A 20,023-nucleotide genomic window follows, 5' to 3' on the forward strand; every position below is an offset into this window, starting at 1 on the left:
TTCCTGACAGCGGCGCCTGCGACAACTGGCGGGGTTGGTGGTGCTCGACTAAGGCTGATCCACAAGGTGATCTGCGAAAGGCTTTACCATGCAAACCCCTGTTCTGATTGCGCTCTTTGCGGCGGTCCTTGTTGCCAGCCTATTGGTAGCGCCGCGCCGCGCCAGCGTTGAGGGGTTCTTTGGCGGGCAGGGGGTGGATGGCCGAGCGCCGGGTCTCTGGGTCTTGGTCCTGTCGCAGGTGACCACCTGGATATTTGCCCGATCCCTGATGAACGCAGCGATTCTGGGCTATTATTACGGGATTGCGGGCACCTTGGCCTATGCCGCCTATTACGGATCGTTCCTGACGGGCGGCTATATCGTCGGGCATCTGCGGCGCGGCGGCGCAGGGTCCGTGCAGGATTGGTTGCAAGGCCGGTTTGGCGCGGTTGGCACCGGGTGCTACAATCTGGTGATTGCATTACGGCTGTTGTCCGAGGTCTTTGCCAATCTTTTGGTGGTGGGGCTGATTTTCAACGCTGTGCTTGCGGGCAGTGGCACGGGCGCGATCTTGATCGTTGCCGTGCTGGGGCTGGCCTATTCGGCATGGGGCGGTTTGTCTGCCGCGCTGCGCACGGATGTTTTGCAGATGGCGGTTTTTCTGGTGGTGTTTGGCCTTGCCTTTGGGGCGCTGTTGGCGGCACCGGGGTTTGATCTGCCTGCCGTTCTGACCGCACCGGGCGTTTCTGGTGCTTACAACGGCTGGGTGCTGCTGTTGGTGGCGGGGCTACAGGTTTTCTCCTATCCCGCGCATGATCCGGTGATGATGGATCGCGGTTTCATCGCGGATCCCGCGACGACACAGCGTTCCTTTCTGCATGCCTTCTGGATCTCGACCCTTTGCATCATCGGGTTTGGCTTTTTCGGAATTCAAGCTGGGCTGACCGGTGCGGATTATGAGGGACAATTGATCGGCACATGGGCGCTCATGTTCCCGCCTTGGGTCTTTGTGGCGTTAATGATTTCGCTGCTGGTGTCTGCGCTCAGCACTTTGGATTCGGCCCTGTCCTCTGCGGCGCGTCTGGTGGTAGAGGAGTTGCGCCTTGCGCCCCGGTCCCTTGGTGGGGGACGTATTGTGATGCTGGTGTTTATGACTGCTGGCACTGCGCTGACGCTGTGGGGCAATGCCACGTTGTTTGATGCAGTGGCGGTGTCTGGCACGGCGTCGATGTTCCTTACACCCGTGCTGATTGTCGGGTTGGTGATGGGACGGCCTGTGGCACTTTGGGCTTATCTGGTGGCCTTCGGCGCGGCGATGTTGGGCGCTTTTGCCTATTTCGCCCGCAGCTGGCCGACGGTGGCCGCATTCCTGCCGGAGGGGCACAAATACGAACAACTGCTGGTGATCTGCGTGGTGGTTTTGGTCGCAGGTTTTGCCGCAGTGCTTGCGGGGATGCGGCGGGGCTGATAGCTGGTTTCCGAGTGATTTTATCGGATACCCATGACTGCCCCTGTTCCCCGCCTTGAGATCAAAGACCTGCGCCGCACCTATGAGGGGCGGCCGGTTGTGGATGGTGTGTCTTTGCAGATCATGCCGGGGCAGGTGACCTGTCTGCTGGGCCCGTCTGGCTGCGGCAAATCCACGACATTGCGGATGATCGCCGGCGTAGAGATGCAGGACAGCGGCACAATCCATGTGGATGGCAAGCTGATCTGCGACACGGTGTTTCGTGTCCCGCCTGAGCGGCGCGAGATTGGCTTGATGTTTCAGGATTTTGCCCTGTTTCCGCATCTAAGCGTAGCAGACAACGTCGGCTTTGGCCTGAAGACCGGGACCAAGGCGGAAAAACGCAAGCGGATCGAAGAGCTTCTGGAACGGGTTGATCTCAAACGGTTTATCGACGGTTATCCGCATCAGCTTTCCGGCGGCGAACAACAACGCGTGGCGCTGGCCCGTGCGCTTGCCCCCCGTCCGCGCATCATGTTGATGGATGAGCCATTCTCGGGGCTCGACAACCGGTTGCGCGATGGTATTCGCGATGAGACCCTGAGCATCCTGAAAGAAGAAGACACGGCAGTTTTGCTTGTCACCCATGAGCCGGACGAGGCGATGCGGATGGCGGATGAAATCGCCCTGATGCGCAATGGCAAGATCGTACAGCAGGGCGCGCCCTATAATGTCTACACCCGCCCGATTGACCGCGCCTCGGTTGCGTTCTTTAGTGACGCCAATGTGCTGCGGGCCGAAGTTTCAGGCGCTTTGGCACAAACTCCATTTGGCCGGTTTCTGGCCCCCGGTGTGCCCGATGGCACCGCCGTTGATATCGTTTTCCGTCCCCAGCATGTGCGCATCGACTTTGATCGTGGCGGCAAAGGGCCAGCGCCCACCGCCACCGACGGCGCGGCGGCGCGGGCCGTGGTGGAACGGGCGCGGTTCATGGGCAACGAAAGCCTTGTGGAATTTCGCATGGATCACGATGGGTCATTGCTCAAGGCGACGGTGCCCAATGTGTTCCTGCCGCAGCCCGGAGCGGTGATGTGGCTGACCATCCGGCGTGACAAATGTTTTGTGTTTCCAGTCACTTGACCGGGGACTGATCGAGGAGGGCAATCATGGCGCAGACGTTGTTGGTGGAATTTGGTATGGGGTCGTCGCTGCGGCGCGGAGATTATACCCAAGCGGCAAAGCGTGCTGTGCAAGATGCGCTCTGGCATAATTCGATCAATCTGGCGGAGCTGTTCGGCTTTGACAAAACCGACATGCAGATCACCCTCGATGTGGGTGTGCAAAAGCCCGAAGAGGTGGATGCTGATGCCCTGCGGGCGGTGTTTCCCTATGGTGAGGTGACCGTCAACATCCAGCGCGGCGGTCTGGATGTGCCGCGCCCGGATGGGGACGGTCATCCGACAATCATGGCCAATGTGGCGCTGTCCGTCGGGTTCGAGATGGAGCGGGCCGATGCGTAACACCAAAGACCATCAGCGCGTCATCATCGAAATGGGCATGGGCAATGATCTGCACGGTATGGACTATACCAAGGCCGCTGGCCGCGCGATTGAAGATGCGTTTCGTCATTCCTCACTGCCGATCTTTGGCGTGACGGGGCTGGATCACAGTGACATGAGGGTCCAGGTGACGGTTGCGGTGCAGGAGCCGGAAAAGCTGGATCTTGAGGTTCTCGCGGCGAAACTGCCACGCGGGCGGGCCGAGGTCACGGCGGTGTTTGGCGGATTAAACGTGCCAGCGGGCGGCGAGACTATTGTGATAGCTCAAGCCAGTGTCGAGGCGTTCCTGCCGCCGCAGAACGGATGGAAGATCAAGGGCTGATCAACTGTCCGCATAGGGCTGGTAATCCGCGATGGTCTTACCCGGTTCGTCCACAAAGAGTTCCGGCAAAGCCTCGGTGCTTTCGATCAGATCAAGGCGGAACACCCTGAAACCATTGCGCAATTCGCACCATGATGTCAGCGTCCACACGCGGCCCCAATATTCCATATGCAAAGGCCGGATCACCCGGCTTGTGACATTGTCGTCCCGCGAGGTGTAGGTCAGCCGCACCTTTTGCCGGGCTTTGATGGCGCTGCGCAACAGGGCCATGTGGCTCAGGTTTCGGGTGGCATCTGCAAAAGGATAGACTGCAAATTTCCACGCCTGCGCCTCGGCAATCGTGCGGGCGGGCAGCACGGCGTCGATCTTGTCGGCCAGCGTGTCGGCAGCAGTTTTGAGATCCTGATCGGCGGCCTGCGCCACAACAGCCAGCCCAAGGTTCAACGCCTCCAACTCACTGGCCGTCAGGGTCAGCGGCGGCAGGCTGATCGCTTCGGTGATCATATAGCCGACGCCGCGCTCCCCCTCGACTGGCACGCCGGAGCCAACCAGCGTGTCCATATCGCGGTAGATCGTGCGGGTGGACACCTCCAGACGTGCGGCGATGTCCTGCGCGCGGTGCAGTTTGCCGTCGCGCAGGATTTGGATAATGTCAAAAAGACGGTCGCTGCGGCGCATATTACTCCTTTTGATACATGATCCTGGCGTGGCGCAGGGCCACATCATCGGGGTCAATCATCGACATCATGGGCGCGGCGGCGGGATCGGCCATCATCTGTTCTGCAACTGTCCGGGCCGATTGCAAATCGGTCCAGATGATGTGATCGGTCCATAGTCCATCATCGTCCATGGACAGGGTCCGCCCCAGAACGGCTCCGCTTCTGCGCAGGATGGGATCAATCTCGGCAGCAGCGCTGACAAATGCGGCGGGATCGGCGCCCTTCAACAGGCGAAACGTGACAACTTCGGCAACTTGTGTGGTCTCAGACATGGGATACTCCTTTTCATGTGTGAGGCCGTCTTAGCCGCCTACAACTGACATAAACCTGTCAGTTGAGTGTCGCAAGTGTCTGATTTTTTGCGTATCGACCCCGCGCAATGCACCGCAAACGGCGTTTGCCCTTCCTGTCTTGCGCCAAGCGGCCTAAGAAAGATGCTGAAAAACGGTCGCCTGAGGGGCGGCGTACAGAACGGAGAAGCAAAATGTTGAACAATATCGGATTGCCGGGCCTGCTGCTTATTGCGGTTGTGGTGCTGGTGCTTTTTGGCCGTGGCAAGATCTCGTCGCTCATGGGCGAAGTCGGCAAGGGCATCACCAGCTTTAAAAAGGGCATCAACGAAGGCGAAAAGGAACTGGCAGACCAGTCCGAGACCGCTGATCAAGAGACCGCTCCGGAAAAAGACAAGGTCTAAGGGATGTTCGATCTGGGCTGGACCGAACTATTGGTCGTTGGCATCGTCGCGTTGATCGTGGTGGGGCCGAAGGATCTGCCTGTGTTGTTCCGACGTGTCGGGCAGTTTGTGGGCAAGGCCAAAGGTATGGCGCGTGAATTCAGCACGGCGATGAATGACGCCGCGGACGAAAGCGGCGTGCGCGAAATGTCCAGCAGCATCAACAAATCCCTCAAGGCGGCCACCAACCCGGTGGGGGCGGCGATGGACGGTGTCAAATCGGCTGCCTCGTCATTGACGGACCTCGACCCCAACAGCGAGACTGGCAAGCTGGCCGCAGAACGCGCGGCGGATCGCAAAAAGATCGAAGCCGCCACCGCACGCGCCGCCGCAGAGCGCAAGCAGCGCGAGGCGACTGAGGCGCTGGCCAAAGCCGAAGCGGCAGAGGCGGATGTCGCTGCGCCATCGGCGGAAAAACCTGCCACCAAAAAGCCAGCCACCAAAAAACCGGCGGCCAAGAAACCGGCAGCCAAGAAAACCGCGGCGAAAAAACCTGCTGCAAAGACGGCCCCGGCCAAGACGCCCGCTGCCAAAAAAGCGCCCGCCAAGAAAACCGCCACCAAAACAGCTGCGGCCAAAAAAGAGTAAAACATGAGCGCCACCGAAGACATCGACGACAGCGCAGCGCCGCTGATTGAACATCTGGCAGAATTGCGCACGCGGCTGATCCGGTCGGTGCTGGCGTTTCTGGTGGGGATGATCATCTGTTTTGCCTTTGGCAGTGCGATCCTCGATTTCCTTTTGGTGCCGATAGAAAACACCATGCGGAATCTCGGAAATCCCAATCCGGTGATGCAATACACTGCGCCACAGGAGTATTTCTTTACATTGATCCGCATCTCGATGGTGGGCGGTCTGGCCATCAGCTTTCCGGTGATTGCCAACCAGTTGTGGCGCTTCGTGGCGCCGGGGCTCTATAAGAACGAAAAATCGGCGTTCCTGCCGTTTCTGATCGCCTCGCCAGTCTTATTCCTGATGGGGGCCGCATTTGCGCATTACGTGGTTGTGCCGCTGGCGATGCAGTTCTTCCTTGGGTTTTCTGACGCGGCATCCTACATCGCCGCCCTTGTGGTTGACGGCGATGGCCGCAAAAGCGGGATCGATATCGTGTTCAACGGTAAGGTCAACGAAAGCCTTGATATCACGTTGAAAATGATCGTCGCCTTTGGCTTGTGTTTCCAGCTGCCGGTGCTTTTGACCCTGATGGGCAAGGCCGGTCTGGTCAGCACCGAAGGCCTGCGGAACGTGCGGAAATATGCGGTTGTTGGTATCCTTTTGCTCGCCGCGCTGGTGACACCGCCCGATGTTGTCACCCAGCTTATCCTGTTTGTTGTGGTCTATGGGCTTTATGAGATTTCGATCTTCCTTGTCAGCCGGGTTGAGGCCAAGCGCGAGGCACGTCTGCGGGCCGAAGGGTATTATGACGACGAAGATGATCTCTTGGCAGAATTCGACGACGAAGACGCGGATGACGAGGACGACCTGAAGTGACCAAAGATCCGATGGAACGTATCGCAGCGGCCCTGGAACGCATGGCCCCTGCGCCACTCGCCACGCCGGATTTTGACGCCGCGACGGCCTTTGTCTGGCACACCGATCCGGACCTGCTAGAGCCGGTTGGGAATGTATCGCGGGTCGATATCGGCCTGTTGGTCGGTGTGGACCGGTCGCGCGATACACTGCTGGCCAACACGCGCCAGTTCGCGGCGGGGCTGCCCGCCAACAACGCGCTGCTTTGGGGGGCGCGGGGCATGGGAAAATCCAGCCTTGTCAAAGCTATACACGCGGATGTTCACGCCAGCCATGACCGGTTGCGGATCGTGGAATTGCAGCGCGAAGACTTGCCATCGGTGGGGCGTTTATTGTCGCTTCTGCGCGGTGCGCCGCAGCGGTTTATCCTGTTCTGCGACGATCTGAGCTTTGGCCATGATGATGCGCATTACAAGTCGCTCAAGGCCGTTCTGGACGGCGGGATCGAAGGGCGGCCGGACAATGTGGTGCTTTATGCCACGTCAAACCGCCGTCACCTGATGCCCCGTGACATGATCGAAAACGAGCGCGGCTCGGCGATCAACCCCTCTGAGGCGGTTGAGGAAAAAGTATCCTTGTCGGATCGCTTTGGTCTTTGGCTCGGTTTTCATCCCTGCGATCAGGACCAATATCTGTCGATGATCCGGGGCTATTGCGATGCCCATGGAGTGCAGATCAGCGATGACGATCTGCGGGCCGAAGCCATCGAATGGCAGGCCACACGCGGTGCACGGTCGGGCCGCGTGGCATGGCAATACTTTGTTGATCTGGCGGGCCGCAAAGGCGTGACGCTGGGCTAAACCCTTAATCAGCCGTTGATAAACGGTTCCGGATCGACGCTGTCAAAGCCTTTTCGCACTTCAAAATGCACATAGGCGTCATCGCCGCTGCGCAGCTTGGCGATGGATTGACCGCGCGAGACCTTATCGCCTTTCTTGACGCTTACATCGGTGACGTTTGCATAGACGGTCAGCAGGTTATCGGCATGGCGTACCACGACAATGGGCACACCTTCAGCGTTCTTGGTGATCGCGGCGACGGTGCCCGTGTCGGCGGCTTTTACCGCAGTGCCGGCGGCAGCCTTGATGTTGATGCCCTCATTGCGACCTTTGGAATACCCGCGAATGATGCTGCCCTTCACGGGTGTCAGGAGTTTGCCCGCCTTGGCAGCTTTGGTGGGTTTGCCGACATCGGCCACCGGTTTGGATGGTGCCGCTTTTTCCTTTTGGGTCAGTGGCTTGGCCGTGCTGTCCTGAGGCAACGGTTTGGCCGCTGAGGGCGGTGTTGGCGTTGGCGATCCGGCACCGGGAAGGGTGGTTGTAACGGGCTTGGCGGTGGTCGCTGCGGTCTTTTTCGCCGTGGCGGGCTGCGGTTTGCGCTTTGGCGGGGCTTGCTGCGGCACAGGGATCAACAGGAATTGCCCCTCCCGCAGGGCAAAATCGGCGCCAAGACCATTCCATTCGGCCAGATCCTTGACCGGCACCGCATAGAGCCGTGCGATGGTATAGGCAGTCTCGCCGCGTTCCACCTGATGCCGGATCGGTTCTTTGCCAGTCATCACGGGCACGGCCTTGGCGCTGGCCGCTGGCTGGGATGGCGGCAGCGCGGCGGTTTGCACGGCCGGAGTTTCCGGCGCACGGGCGATCGCGCCTTCGGCAATGCTTGTGATGTCCAGAGGCTGAATTGGGCCGGTGCCCGCCGCGCCTGTGGCGGGGGAGGGTTCGGCCACGCGGTTGGGCAGCGCGATGATCTCGCCCTTGCGCAGGGCCACGTCGACCTCGATGCCGTTATAGCTGGCCAATGTGGACGCATCGGCGCCAACCCGTGCCGCCACATCATCCAGCGTGTCACCGCGCCGGGCGACGGCCACCTGATAGTTCGGATAGGAGATGATTCCGCGATCATCGGGTTTGGGGCGTTTGGCCAGGGGGCCGGTGGCCGCTTCGGCGGTGCTGAATCCGCCGCCAAGGCCGCGCAGGTCGAAATCAAGCGGCTGATCACCGCAAGCGGCCAGAATAATGGCGCTGCTGCCTGCCAACAGAGTCAGCCGCGCACGGCGGCGTAAAAATGAACGGTGCATCTGCATGTCCTCATCCGCGTCTATTCCGTGTCGTCCGGAATTTTCGCATACCATAATATATTTATCCGTCCTTGCCCAACCCTTCCAACAGGGGAACAAATCGGACAGAGCGTAATTCGTCATATTCGAGACCATCGGCGGATTTTCGCACGCGGATCAGGTGTTGAACCGCATCCGACTGGCCCACAGGCAGCACCATGATGCCGCCCTCCTTGAGCTGCGCCAACAGCGGGCCGGGCGGGTCTTCGGCGGCGGCGGTCACGATGATCCGGTCAAACGGTGCCTGTTCAGACAGGCCAAAGCTGCCATCGGCGGTGATGGCGGTGATGTTGTGCATGTCCAGCGCGTCAAAGATGCTGCGGGCCTCCTGCACCAGACGGCGGTGCCGGTCGATGGTGTAGACGCGCCGCGCCAGTTTGCTGAGGATCGCCGCCTGATAGCCAGAACCGGTCCCGATCTCCAGCACCTTGTCGCGCGGGCTGATCTCAAGCGCCTGGGTCATCAGCCCAACCACAGAGGGCTGGCTGATGGTTTGGCCGCAGGCAATCGGCAGCGGCATATCCTCATAGGCGCGTTCGGAAAATAGCCCCTTGATGAACGGCCCGCGATCCACCGCTTCCATGGCCGACAGCACCCGGTTGTCCGTCACCCCCTTGGAGCGCAGCGCATATAGGAACTGCATCTTGCGTTCTGCATCAGAGGCGGCGGGATCACTCATGTGTTGATGCCATCCAGCGATTGCATCATGTCGTGGGCCGTCAGATCGGCGCGCATGGGCGTTACCGAAATATATCCCTCAAGGTTCACGGCCGCGTCGGTGCCGGGGGCGGTTTTGATCTGTTGATCGCCGCCCTTGATCCACAGAAAACGGCGGCCCGAGGGCGACTGATGCGGCTCTGTTGAAAAGCCCGTGCCGGGGCGGCGGCCCTGTTCGGCCAGACGGATGCCTTTGACATCCGCGCCGGGGACGGGCGGGAAATTCACGTTGTAAAACAACCGGTAACCGTCTGTCTCGTTTGGCGTCGCGGCCAGGATGCGGCGGATCACATCGACCCCGTGTCGGGCCGAGGCGTCGAATGGGTTGTCCATGTCGCGGTTGGCGGGGCCATAGTACTGTGACAGGGCGATGGCCGGCACGCCTTGCAGCGCCGCCTCCATCGCGCCGCCGATTGTGCCGGAGTAAAGGGTGTTTTCGGCAGAGTTGTTGCCCCGGTTCACACCGGACAGCACCAGGTCGGGCGGCGCATCCGGCATCACGTCATGCAGCGCGGCAAGCACACAATCGGCTGGCGATCCCTCGGCGGCAAAGCTGCGCTCGTCCATCTTGGCGATCATCATCGGGTGGGTGTAGCTGATGCAATGTCCAACGCCGGATTGTTCAAACGCGGGGGCGCAGGTCCAGACCTCTCCCTCCGGTCCGGCAAGGGTTTTGGCGATCTCTTCCAGAACCTGCAGCCCCGGCGCGTTGATACCGTCGTCATTTGTGATCAGAATGCGCATGAAAGCCCCTTTTTCGCCTTGATAGGCGAGGGGCCGCGACTGGGCAAGGATGCGGGCCTTGCCGAGCCGCAATTTACCCCACAGCAGCGTTTAGAGTTGCGCCAATACCGCAGCGGCCTGGGTTTTGGTGTCACTCAGCGGGCTGCGATCCTCGCCGGGAAAGAACCGGGCGCGGGTGCCGGTGGGCATAGGCGCGGGTGTGGCGATCTGGATCTTGGGGCCGATATTGGCAGTTTCGGCCTGCCAGGACCGGGCCAGCGCCATCTGCGCCGCTTTGGAGGCGCCATAGCTGCCAAAGAATTTCTGGCCCGCGCAAGGGTCGTCAAAGAACACCGCCTGACCGGATTGCCCCAGCAAAGGCGCAACATAGGTGATCAGCCGCGATGTGGCGGTGACGTTAATGTCGATGGATTTGGCCAGATGCTTGGCATCCACATGATCGGCAGGGGCCAGCGGCGCGGCGTGAATGGCGGTGTGCAGCCACAGATCAAGGCTGCCCCAACGGTCATGAATGCCCTTGCACAGGACCGCCATGGCATCAGCGGTGGTGATGTCCATCGGGGCCAACGTGGCAGTGCCGCCAGCGGCCTGAATGCGGTCATCCAGCTCTTCTAGGGCGCCGGTGGTGCGGGCCACAGCGATGATGTGATGGGTGGGGGCCAAAGCCTCTGCCAGGGCGGCGCCAAGGCCGCGCGAGGCGCCTGTGATCAATACGGTTTTTGTCATGGGCGCGGTTTGCACTTCGCGGCCTTGCGCGTCAAGGCTGCTGTCAGGTCTGGGGCAGCTTCATCTGGGTGGTTTTGCCACGTTTGTTCAGGATTACGGCGTTTTCGCTGATCGCGGCGACCACGCCCCCTGCGACCTTATCGCCCACCGCGACCCGTTCAATCTTGCCTCGGTGGGTACGGATCAAGGCGCCGGGCGCGGCGTTGCTGCCGAAAATCCCGATCACTGCGGTGCTGTCCAAGCGAACCTGTTCGGTGGCCAGTTTGGCCACCTGTGGGGGCGTCTGCCCCTGCGATGTCTGCGATGTCATATATGCCTTCTTGCGCCTGGCTCTCTGGCCCGGCTGCTTAACGGGTGGTGTGTTAACAGCCAGCTAACAACGCCCGTAAGAAGGTAAAAGGGGCCTGTCTTGGCGTCAGCCAAAGCCTGCCAATACGGCGGCGGAGATTAGCCGACAGCGGCGGTTTTCAGATGATAGCAGAAGGTCATCTGCGCCAGATGCGCGATGGCCTGCTCCGGCAGGGGCTGTGTCAGATCCACCGCAAGACGCCGCCGCCCGTCATTTTGCGGCAAATCGGGGTAAAGGGTCCGCATGCGGCTGGCCAAATCGGTTTTGCAATCCACAAACAGGGGCAGGTGATTGGGATCACCGCTGTCCCAACTGACCCGCAAAGTCGACCCTGTGCGCGGCTTTTTCGGCCGCCAGGACGGTTGGCCCCATTTGAGGCTTTCGTCCAGATGCCCGATGCCAGCGGTCCCCGCCACATCGTGAAAGATGGCGCGGCAGGCCCAAAGCCCTTGCTGGGCGGGGCCGGACCATTTGGCGATCAGGGCCAGAAGCGGGGCGGGCGCATGTTGCATCCTTTGGGTTATGCCATGAATTGCTGACAAAAGATGGCAGGAGGTTGGCCCCCGACCTGGATTGCGGGTCAGGGGCCAACCGCTCAAAGCCGTTTGCGAAAGATCACCTTGTCGTCGCCATCAGCCCAAAAATCCCTAATGCGGGCCTCTTGGTCATAACCGGCGGTGTCATAGAAACGGCGGGTGGCGGCATATGCCGCCAAACCGGAAGTTTCCACAATCAGCAGTCGCTGCGCATTTTGGCGCAGCTGCGCTTCTGTTGCGCGGACAAGATCTGCGCCATGTCCCTTGCCCTGATGGTCCGGTGCGATGGCAATGGCCAGCATGTTCCACGCCCCTTCGGCAAGCATTTCAGGCTCGGTATAGCTGAACCCGATGGCACTGCCGTCCAGATGTGCAGTGAGCCACAGCGCGGGATGGCTGCCATCCAAAGCGGGCATGAGCATTTCCTTGAGCATCTCAGGCGGAAAAAGCTCGGTCTGGTCAAGGATCTGCCCAAGGGCAGGGATGTCATCGGCGCGTGTTGGTGTGATGGTTAATGTCATATTTATCGCCTATCTGTTGTCGAGTTGTGCGCGGACGCAGGCCAGACCCTGCTGGGTGACCCGGTAGGGGCGTCCGCCTTTGGATTTGATGAACCGCCGTTTCTTGAGGCGGTCAAAGAGGGGAAGCGTACAGTCCTCCAGCAGGTGCCCCTGCCGTGTGTAACAACTGACGCTGTTGATTTTGCCGTTGGGCATACGTTCGAAATGAATTGCGCCGCCCTGTGCAAGGACGTGCAAAACACGCTGTTCGTGTTTTGAGATGTTCACTGTGATGTCTCGTGGATTTACGTCAACGCAAAACGCCCACCGGCCTGACGCGCGGTAGGGGTTTGGGTTAGGTCGATCCGGCTGGCCGGATCTTAGTGGCGGACCACAATCGTAGACATAAACACTCCATCATATCGCGGCTGGGCGATACGTTGCGGCTCAGATAGGGGGATGTGCGGGATCACGCAAGCGTCGCGATCGGGCTTGCGTGCAAGTGTTGCTATTCCGCCGCTGGCTTCATCTCGAAACCATGGCTGATCTGATCGGCTGGGGTGACCGGATATTCGCCAGAGAAACAGGCATCGCAATATTGCGGACACTTCTTGTCGCGCCCCTTTGTTTCACCCACCGCGCGGTAAAGCCCGTCAAGCGAGATAAACTTGAGACTGTCCACCGCCAGATGTTCGCGCATTTCCTCTTCGGACATGGTCGCGGCCAGCAGTTTTTCGCGCTGCGGCGTGTCCACGCCATAAAAACACGGCCAGGCCGTGGGCGGCGATGCGATGCGGAAATGCACCTCCTTGGCGCCGGCATCGAGGATCATTTCCTTGATCTTGCGGCTGGTGGTGCCGCGCACCACGCTGTCGTCCACCAAGATCACCCGCTTGCCCTTGATCAGGGCACGGTTGACGTTCAGTTTCAGACGCACACCCATGTTGCGGATCTGTTCTGTCGGCTCAATAAATGTGCGGCCCATGTATTGGTTCCGAATGATCCCCATGGCGTAGGGAATGCCGGATTCCAGCGAAAAACCGATGGCCGCAGGCGTGCCACTGTCCGGCACGGGGCAGACCAGATCGGCCTCGACCGGGCTTTCTTTGGCCAGCTCGCGGCCAATGGCTTCGCGGGTTTCGTATACGGACCGTCCACCCAGAATGCTGTCAGGGCGGCTGAAGTAGACATGTTCGAAGATGCAGAACCGCGAGGGCTGACGGCGGAAGGGGAAATGCGATTCAAGCCCCTTGGAAGTGATAACGACCATCTCGCCCGGCTCGATCTCGCGAACAAATTCTGCGCCGATGATATCCAGCGCGCAGGTTTCTGAACTGAGCGCCCAGCCGTCACCGACCTTGCCCAGAACCAGCGGGCGCACGCCCAGCGGGTCACGCACACCGATCAGCTTTGTACGGGTCATCGCGACGATGGAAAACGCCCCTTCAACCCGTCGCAGGGCGTCTTCCATGCGTTCGGGGATGTTGCGTTGCAGGGAACGGGCCATCAGGTGAATGATGCATTCACTGTCTGACGAGGATTGAAAAATGCTGCCCCGTTCGATCAATTCGCGGCGCAGGGCTTCGGCGTTGGTGATGTTGCCGTTATGGGCAATGGCCGCGCCGCCCATGGCAAATTCGCCAAAAAACGGCTGCACATCGCGGATCGCGGTCGGGCCTTTGTTGCCGGAGGTGGAATACCGCACATGCCCGATGGCCAGCGGGCCAGGCAGGGTTTCCATGACGTCCTGCGAGGTGAAGTTGTCCCGCACATAGCCAAAGCGGCGGGCGGATTGAAAACCGGCATCAGGATGGTGGCTGACAATGCCGCCGGCCTCTTGGCCGCGGTGTTGCAAGGCGTGCAGGCCGAGGGCGACAAAATTGGCGGCATCAGCAACGCCGATCACGCCGAACACCCCGCATTCTTCCTTGAGTTTATCACCATCATCACTATCGCGCAGATAGGAGGTGTCAAAGGGATGGGCGGGGGGCATGATCTTGGACAACGGTGAGGCTCCGAATCCGGCTAACAGACATCGCCTGTTTAGGGGGAATGATCGCGCATGTCACCCCGCAAGAACGTCTGATCCGGGCGGTTTTTGCCTTTGTCCAGATACATCACCGGATAGCGGTTGTGCGGTCTCGATCAACAGGGGCCGGGCCTTGGGGCTTATTGCCCGCAATTGCCCACCAATGCCTCGTAACGCGAGGTGATCCAGCCCATGGCCTCTTCGGGGTTTTGCTCTTCGATCTGGCCGGTGAATTGGCCAAACACAGCGGCAGAACGGCTTTCGTCCACAATGGTGTATTGCTGGCCAGTGATCACGGTGTCGTAGACAAAAAAGGCAATCGCAACCAACAAGATGCCCCGTGCCACGCCAAAGACAAAACCAAGCCCCTGATCCAATCCACCCAGCACCGAGCGTTGCACCAGCGATGAAAACAGCGGTGTGAAGAGCGACACAACGATCAGCGCAATGGCAAAGACAATGGCAAAGGCGCCAATGATCGACAATTCACAACTGTCCGCCAGAAATTCACCGACAACCGGAATTTCGCGCACCAATGGTTCGACCCGAGGCGCAAACAGAAACGCCAGAACAGCCGCCGCCACCCAGCCCACAATTGCCATGCTCTCTCGCACCAGCCCACGGCCATAGGCCAACAGGGCGGACAACACGATGACCAATGCCACCACGCCATCAATAATGGTAAAACCTTCCATTTGCCTTTTGCCTTCCGCTATGGGCCTCAGCCCGCTCCGAATATTTCGCCAACAAACCCGGTGAGATCGCTCATTGTGTTGAGGGTGATCCCAGAGGTGCCAACAGCTTTGCCGCCCGACGGAGCGATGGCGCTGGTAAAACCAAGTTTTTGCGCTTCTTTCAACCTGTTTTCGGTCTGAGAGGCCGGTCGCAGGGCGCCAGAGAGGCTAATCTCGCCAAAAACAACAGTTTCTGCGGGCAGGGCCACGTCTTCCCTGGCACTGAGGAGCGCAGCAGCGACCGCCAGATCTGCGGCAGGTTCCGAGATTTTCATGCCGCCTGCCACGTTGAGGTATACATCCAGCCCTGCAAACGGGATGCCGCAGCGGGCCTCAAGAACCGCAAGGATCATCGCCAGCCGCCCCGAATCCCAGCCCACAACCGTTCTGCGCGCCTGCGAATGCGGCGAGGGGGCAACAAGCGCCTGAAGTTCCACCAACACGGGCCTTGTGCCCTCGATCCCCGCAAAGACCACAGATCCGGCGGCGGGTTGACCACGTTCACTGAGAAACAGGGCAGAAGGGTTGGTCACTTCGGACAATCCGTGCCCGGTCATTTCAAACACGCCAATTTCGTCGGCGGGACCAAAGCGGTTTTTGACGCTGCGCAGGATACGGAACTGATGGCCACGCTCGCCTTCGAAATAAAGCACGGTGTCGACCATATGTTCCACAACACGCGGGCCTGCGATCTGGCCTTCCTTGGTGACATGGCCCACCAGAATGACCGACGTGCCGGTGCGTTTGGCAAAGGCGGTCAATTCATGGCTGGCGGCGCGGACCTGGCTGACCGATCCCGGCGCGCTTTCAACGTTGTCAGCCCACATGGTCTGAATGGAATCGATGATCGCAAGCTGCGGGCGCTCTGCGTCCAGCGTCGTCAGGATATCGCGCAAGTTGGTCTCGGCGGCCAGTTTCACCGGCGCATCCGCAAGACCAAGGCGCTGAGCCCGCATGCGCACCTGTGCGCTGGCCTCTTCGCCGCTGACATAGATGGTCTTGATGCCGTTCTTGGCAAAATGCGCCGCGGCCTGCAAAAGCAGGGTGGATTTGCCGATGCCCGGATCGCCGCCCACCAGAATGGCCGAGGCCGGCACAAGCCCGCCGCCCAAAACGCGGTCCAACTCGCCAATGCCGGAATGGCTGCGCGGCGGCGGCGCCTCTTCAGTGGCCAGATCCGTCAGTTCCAGCGCCGCACCGCGACGTGCGCCCAGTGATTTGCTGGGCGGTCCGGCGGAAATGCCTTTGTCTTCTTGAATGGTATTCCATTCGCCGCAGCCGTCACAGCGCCCGGACCATTTGTTGAAACTGGCCCCGCAGCTGGCGCAGGAGAATGTCTTGCTCGATTTTGCCATATCGTCTTGTGGCGGAGGTGATGCGCGGGGTCAAAGAAAAACCGCAGGGGCAGCGCGGATCACTCTTTAGGGTGCGGTCTTGCTAACAGGTTCTCGGTGCGCCAGGAGATCAGCAGCGATGCCAGAATGCAGGCCGTGAACAGATAGAGCCCCCATGCGGTTTCAATCCGGCCCAGCCCGATGCCTTTGGTGAGCGTGATATAAAGCGCGATCAGGAACACATCGGCCATCGCCAGTTTTCCCAGCACATGCAACGCGGGCAGGCTGCGCTCACTGAGCCATCCAAACTGCACAAGCGCGAGGCCTATCGTCTTGAGATATGGTGCAAAAAGAGCAAACACCGTCACCAGAAGCGCCAGAAAAATGTCGGATGCCCAAAGTGATTGCAGACCCGTCAGCACGGATATCTCACTCAGCGAAAACAGCGGCAGCAGGCCTGCCCGCATCAAGGGGGCCGTCCAAGCAATGGGGTAGAGGATCAGCAAGGACAGGTTGAGAAATTTCAATAGTGCCATGGCAAAACAAACCCTTTGGCACTTTGTTCGCGCCCTTGATGTTACCCGATATAGCTACGGTTGTACCGCGCCCCAAGCGAGGTCAGGATTTCATAGCCGATGGTTCCGGCAAATCCGGCCACCGTGTCAACGGATTGATGCTGGCCCAGCAGTTGCAGCGTTGCCGGGGCATGGTCCAGCGCGGTCACGTCAATGGTGAGCATATCCATGGAAACCCGCCCGACAACGGGCAGTTTCTGCCCGTCGCAGGTCACAGTTGCCGTGCCGCCCATCGCGCGGATCAGCCCGTCGGCATAACCGGCGGCCACTGTGGCAATGCGGGTCTGGCGCTGCGCCACAAAGGCGTTGCCATAGCCTACGGACTCGCCTGGCTCCACATCACGGATCTGGATCACCGGCAGATCCAGCGTCACAACCGGCACGGCATCGACAAAAGGCAGGCCACCATAGAGACCGACACCGGGGCGGGTCAGATCAAAATGATAATCCCGGCCCAGCAGGATACCGCCCGTGGCCGCCAGCGACAAAGGTGCCTCAACCCCTTGAACCATTTCCTTGAAGCTGGCCAATTGCGCGGCATTCATCGGGTGGTCCGGTTCATCCGCGCAGGCCAGATGCGACATCACCAGCCGCAAATCCTGTGCCTCTGCAATATCGCGCAGGGCGGCCCATTCGGCGGGCTCCATCCCCAGCCGGTTCATGCCGCTGTCCAGTTGCACGCCGAAATGGTGCCCCGGCAGGGCCTCGACTTGCATCAGCAACTGATCCACCGAGTTGATCATCGGCACCAGATCGGCTTGCTGCAACAGCTGTGCGTCGCCATCCATGTGGCCAGACAGGATCAGGATCTCCGGGCCGGGGCCAAGCACGCGGCGCAGCGCAGCGCCTTCTTCCGCGGCGGCGACAAAGAACTGCCGTGCGCCCGCGGCGGCAAGGGCAGGGCCAACCTGTTCGATGCCAAGACCATAGGCATCCGCCTTGATCACGGCTGCGGTGGCGCAATCTGTGAGGCGGTTCAGGGCCTGCCAGTTGGTTGCAATGGCAGAAAGGTCGATGGTGAGATGTGCAGTTGTCATGGGCTTCTGCTGGCTCAAAACCTGCGATGCGTCAAGCGATGGCGGGCAGATTTGCTGAACCCGCCGGATCAGCGCAACAAATTCGCGCAAGGGTTATGCAAGTCGACCTCGCGTCAGCTTGCGCGCGCCACGCTTTACAAACCAAGGGCCGTCAAAGCACACTTGCCTTGAAAGGGGGCATCAGACCCATGTTGCGACTGTCGATCATGTTCAAACATCCCGCGATCTGGATCATGGCGCTGGCCTGCGGGCTGGCCTTTGTTGCGATGATTTTCGCCGGGCCAGCTTGGGTGTGGTTGCTGGTGCCGCTGGGCATCGGGGCGCAATTGTTGAACGAATACAACCTGCACCGCCATGTCTTTCACCTGAATCCGCCGCGCCGCCAATGGGCATTTGATCTGCTCTATCAGGCGCATTACGGCCATCACGATTTCCCAACCAATCACGGGTTGTTCTTTGTGCCGATCTGGGTTGCGCTGCCGATGCTGGCGTTTAATTTCCTTGCGGTCTGGGGGATTGCCGCTCTTTTTGGGGCGGCGGATGCCATCTGGATCGCGGTTGCGATTGTGCCTGCGGGCGGGGTTTTGATGTTTATGGTTTATGAGTGGTTCCATATGACCGCCCATCTGAACCTGCCCAAAACCGCAGTTGAGCGGCATGTGACCCGGCTGCACAATCAACATCATTTCCGCGACTTCGGCAAATGGTTCCATGTCAGCCCTGGCGGCGAGATCATTGACCGCGCCATGGGCACCGATATCGACCGCGAGGCGCTCAAATCGCAACAGCGGATGGAGTTCATCCGCACTCTTGGTATGTCACCGGATGATCCGCGCCTTGTCGCCGCGCGGGTCCGTTTTGCGGACAGATACGGGCTAAGCACGGCGGAAATAACGCAGGCTGCGCGGGTGTCGGGCTAGGCCGAAACGCCGCAACGTCACCAAAGCATTTCTTGCCCTGTCCCTGCCGCACTCTAAGCTGGTCCGGATAAAGGGAGGACATCATGAACAGATCAACATCATTGGCGGCCCTTGCGGCCAGCGCCAGCCTGATCGGGAGCGCCGCATTGGCCGAAAACCCCATAGATACACAATTGCCAAGCGCACCGGAACTGGCCGCCTATGGCGAGATGCCCGTGGGCGTGCGCCAGCTTGAGATGGTCAATGCGGACCAGATCAATATTCTGGCTATCGACCCTGCCGCACCCAAGCCGGACGCTTGGCCGCGCTATGACCGGCCCTTGACGGTCGAGATGTGGTATCCCGCAGCCGCAGGGGCCAGCGGCGACACCACGCTCAAGGCGTTTCTGCGCGATGGCACAACCGAAGTGACACTGACGGGCCGCGCCGTGCGCGATGCCGCACCTGCGCAGACAGACACGGCTTATCCGCTGGTATTGATCAGCCATGGCTATCCGGGCAACCGTTTCCTGCTGTCCCATCTGGCGGAGAACATCGCGTCAAAGGGCTATGTCGTGGCCTCGATCGACCATACGGACAGCACCTACCGGACGCAGGCGGCGTTTGGCTCTACGCTTGTGAACCGCTCGCTGGACCAGTTGTTCGTGCTTGAGGAAATGGCGCAGATGGCGACGGAGGGCGGTGATTTTGCCGGGCTATACGATGCAGGCAACACCGGTTTGATCGGTTATTCCATGGGCGGTTACGGCGCAATCATCACCGCAGGTGGCGGTGTGACTGAAGCCTCGGTTGGGTATCCTTGGGGCGGGCCGCACGGCACGCTTGGCATCCACCAAGCGGGCAGCGAGACCCATAACGCGTTGCCTGACGCACGGATCAAGACCGCCGTGGCTTTTGGCCCCTGGGGTATGAACACCGGGTTTTGGGATGCCGATGGACTGGCGGGGATACAAATCCCGATGCTGTTCATCGCCGGATCGCAGGACGATGTTTCGCTTTATGAAAACGGTGTGCGGGCCATCTGGGACAACGCCAGCAATGTGGACCGCGCATTGCTGACCTATGTCAACGGGGGCCACAACTCCGGTGCCCCGATGCCTGCGCCAAAGGAAAGCTATTACTTCAACGAAAGCAAAGGCTTTGACATCTCGGAGCACTACACCGATCCGGTCTGGGATTCTGCGCGGATGAACAACATTGCACAGCATTTTGTAACCGCGTGGCTGGATTCCCATCTGAAAGGCGATGCCGAAAAAGCCGCCCATCTTAAGCTGACCGAGGATTCAAACGCGGGCGTGTGGTCGATGAACGAAGACGGCACGGCCAAGGAAGACCACAGCTATTGGAAAGGTTTTGCCAAGGGCACGGCCAAGGGTCTAAAATACGAGGTCAAAAAGGCCGCTCAATAAGCAAG

General features: G+C 60.0%; 25 protein-coding genes. 10 read left to right on the top strand and 15 right to left on the bottom strand.

Going from position 1 to position 20,023, the window contains the following annotated elements:
* The first annotated feature begins 88 nt into the window (after positions 1-88).
* The 4 genes from K3754_RS08120 to K3754_RS08135 are packed head-to-tail and all read left to right on the top strand — an operon-like array spanning position 89 to position 3,307.
* On the top strand, positions 89-1,447 hold the full coding sequence (locus tag K3754_RS08120) for a sodium:proline symporter (RefSeq protein WP_259942716.1): 1,359 nt from the start codon (positions 89-91) through the stop codon (positions 1,445-1,447).
* 33 nt (positions 1,448-1,480) lie between these two features.
* A complete protein-coding gene (locus K3754_RS08125) occupies positions 1,481-2,566 on the top strand; it encodes an ABC transporter ATP-binding protein (RefSeq protein WP_203211511.1) in 1,086 nt (361 codons plus the stop codon).
* A 26-nt stretch (positions 2,567-2,592) separates the two neighbouring features.
* Positions 2,593-2,946, top strand: a complete 354-nt coding sequence (locus K3754_RS08130) for a Lin0512 family protein (protein WP_259942718.1) — start codon at positions 2,593-2,595, stop codon at positions 2,944-2,946.
* Positions 2,939-3,307 carry a Lin0512 family protein gene (locus K3754_RS08135; protein ID WP_259942720.1) on the top strand — a complete coding sequence of 123 codons (369 nt, stop codon included), beginning with the start codon at positions 2,939-2,941 and terminating at the stop codon, positions 3,305-3,307. The genes K3754_RS08130 and K3754_RS08135 overlap by 8 nt, the downstream gene beginning before the upstream one ends.
* Here the strand turns inward: K3754_RS08135 and K3754_RS08140 are convergent, their stop codons facing one another.
* Positions 3,308-3,985 (bottom strand): YafY family protein, encoded by a 678-nt coding sequence (locus K3754_RS08140; RefSeq protein WP_259942723.1) that lies wholly within the window; start codon positions 3,983-3,985, stop codon positions 3,308-3,310.
* A 1-nt stretch (position 3,986) separates the two neighbouring features.
* Positions 3,987-4,298, bottom strand: a complete 312-nt coding sequence (locus tag K3754_RS08145) for a hypothetical protein (RefSeq protein WP_259942725.1) — start codon at positions 4,296-4,298, stop codon at positions 3,987-3,989.
* A 212-nt stretch (positions 4,299-4,510) separates the two neighbouring features.
* Here K3754_RS08145 and tatA point away from each other — a divergent pair, with 212 nt between their 5' ends.
* Genes tatA through K3754_RS08165 form a run of 4 tightly spaced genes read left to right on the top strand, consistent with a single transcriptional unit; the run spans position 4,511 to position 7,089 of the window.
* Positions 4,511-4,720, top strand: coding sequence for a twin-arginine translocase TatA/TatE family subunit (tatA, locus tag K3754_RS08150; protein ID WP_203211506.1), 210 nt, complete (start codon positions 4,511-4,513; stop codon positions 4,718-4,720).
* Positions 4,721-4,723: 3 nt separating this feature from the next.
* A complete protein-coding gene (tatB, locus tag K3754_RS08155) occupies positions 4,724-5,347 on the top strand; it encodes a Sec-independent protein translocase protein TatB (RefSeq protein WP_259942727.1) in 624 nt (207 codons plus the stop codon).
* A gap of 3 nt (positions 5,348-5,350) precedes the next feature.
* Positions 5,351-6,250, top strand: coding sequence for a twin-arginine translocase subunit TatC (tatC, locus tag K3754_RS08160; protein ID WP_203211504.1), 900 nt, complete (start codon positions 5,351-5,353; stop codon positions 6,248-6,250).
* Positions 6,247-7,089 carry an ATP-binding protein gene (locus K3754_RS08165; protein ID WP_259942730.1) on the top strand — a complete coding sequence of 281 codons (843 nt, stop codon included), beginning with the start codon at positions 6,247-6,249 and terminating at the stop codon, positions 7,087-7,089. Before tatC ends, K3754_RS08165 begins: the two co-directional genes overlap by 4 nt.
* 8 nt (positions 7,090-7,097) lie before the next feature.
* Here K3754_RS08165 and K3754_RS08170 read toward each other — a convergent pair whose 3' ends face one another.
* The 13 genes from K3754_RS08170 to alr all read right to left on the bottom strand — a co-directional run bounded on the left by K3754_RS08170 (position 7,098) and on the right by alr (position 17,689).
* On the bottom strand, positions 7,098-8,369 hold the full coding sequence (locus K3754_RS08170; protein WP_259942732.1) for a M23 family metallopeptidase: 1,272 nt from the start codon (positions 8,367-8,369) through the stop codon (positions 7,098-7,100).
* A gap of 61 nt (positions 8,370-8,430) precedes the next feature.
* Positions 8,431-9,087, bottom strand: coding sequence for a protein-L-isoaspartate(D-aspartate) O-methyltransferase (locus K3754_RS08175; RefSeq protein ID WP_203211501.1), 657 nt, complete (start codon positions 9,085-9,087; stop codon positions 8,431-8,433).
* Positions 9,084-9,869 (bottom strand): 5'/3'-nucleotidase SurE, encoded by a 786-nt coding sequence (surE, locus tag K3754_RS08180; protein WP_203211500.1) that lies wholly within the window; start codon positions 9,867-9,869, stop codon positions 9,084-9,086. Before surE ends, K3754_RS08175 begins: the two co-directional genes overlap by 4 nt.
* Before the next feature lie 90 nt (positions 9,870-9,959).
* Complete coding sequence (locus K3754_RS08185) at positions 9,960-10,595, bottom strand: SDR family oxidoreductase (RefSeq protein WP_203211499.1); 636 nt, start codon at positions 10,593-10,595, stop codon at positions 9,960-9,962.
* Positions 10,596-10,638: 43 nt separating this feature from the next.
* The gene (locus K3754_RS08190; protein WP_259943283.1) at positions 10,639-10,968 is read right to left on the bottom strand and encodes a pilus assembly protein PilP; all 330 of its coding nucleotides are present in this window, start codon (positions 10,966-10,968) and stop codon (positions 10,639-10,641) included.
* 74 nt (positions 10,969-11,042) lie between these two features.
* Positions 11,043-11,456 (bottom strand): hypothetical protein, encoded by a 414-nt coding sequence (locus K3754_RS08195; protein ID WP_259942735.1) that lies wholly within the window; start codon positions 11,454-11,456, stop codon positions 11,043-11,045.
* 83 nt (positions 11,457-11,539) lie between these two features.
* The gene (locus tag K3754_RS08200) at positions 11,540-12,001 is read right to left on the bottom strand and encodes a GNAT family N-acetyltransferase (RefSeq protein WP_259942737.1); all 462 of its coding nucleotides are present in this window, start codon (positions 11,999-12,001) and stop codon (positions 11,540-11,542) included.
* Between the two features lie 9 nt (positions 12,002-12,010).
* Positions 12,011-12,268 carry a YjhX family toxin gene (locus K3754_RS08205; protein WP_203211495.1) on the bottom strand — a complete coding sequence of 86 codons (258 nt, stop codon included), beginning with the start codon at positions 12,266-12,268 and terminating at the stop codon, positions 12,011-12,013.
* Between the two features lie 220 nt (positions 12,269-12,488).
* Positions 12,489-13,973: an amidophosphoribosyltransferase gene (gene purF / locus K3754_RS08210; RefSeq protein WP_203212153.1), complete on the bottom strand. Its 1,485-nt coding sequence runs from the start codon at positions 13,971-13,973 to the stop codon at positions 12,489-12,491.
* A 176-nt stretch (positions 13,974-14,149) separates the two neighbouring features.
* Positions 14,150-14,704 carry a CvpA family protein gene (locus K3754_RS08215; protein WP_120504770.1) on the bottom strand — a complete coding sequence of 185 codons (555 nt, stop codon included), beginning with the start codon at positions 14,702-14,704 and terminating at the stop codon, positions 14,150-14,152.
* A gap of 26 nt (positions 14,705-14,730) precedes the next feature.
* On the bottom strand, positions 14,731-16,098 hold the full coding sequence (gene radA / locus K3754_RS08220; protein ID WP_203211494.1) for a DNA repair protein RadA: 1,368 nt from the start codon (positions 16,096-16,098) through the stop codon (positions 14,731-14,733).
* 59 nt (positions 16,099-16,157) lie between these two features.
* The gene (locus K3754_RS08225; protein WP_259942743.1) at positions 16,158-16,613 is read right to left on the bottom strand and encodes a paraquat-inducible protein A; all 456 of its coding nucleotides are present in this window, start codon (positions 16,611-16,613) and stop codon (positions 16,158-16,160) included.
* A gap of 41 nt (positions 16,614-16,654) precedes the next feature.
* Positions 16,655-17,689, bottom strand: a complete 1,035-nt coding sequence (gene alr, locus K3754_RS08230; protein WP_259942745.1) for an alanine racemase — start codon at positions 17,687-17,689, stop codon at positions 16,655-16,657.
* Between the two features lie 188 nt (positions 17,690-17,877).
* Here alr and K3754_RS08235 point away from each other — a divergent pair, with 188 nt between their 5' ends.
* Positions 17,878-18,609: a sterol desaturase family protein gene (locus tag K3754_RS08235; protein WP_259942747.1), complete on the top strand. Its 732-nt coding sequence runs from the start codon at positions 17,878-17,880 to the stop codon at positions 18,607-18,609.
* 83 nt (positions 18,610-18,692) lie between these two features.
* Entirely contained in the window at positions 18,693-20,018 is a 1,326-nt protein-coding gene (locus K3754_RS08240; RefSeq protein ID WP_259942749.1) for a dienelactone hydrolase, read from the top strand.
* The last annotated feature ends 5 nt before the right edge of the window (positions 20,019-20,023 follow it).

The sequence above is a fragment of the Sulfitobacter sp. M368 genome (assembly GCF_025141875.1).
In the GTDB taxonomy this organism is placed as follows: Bacteria; Pseudomonadota; Alphaproteobacteria; order Rhodobacterales; family Rhodobacteraceae; genus Sulfitobacter; species Sulfitobacter mediterraneus_A.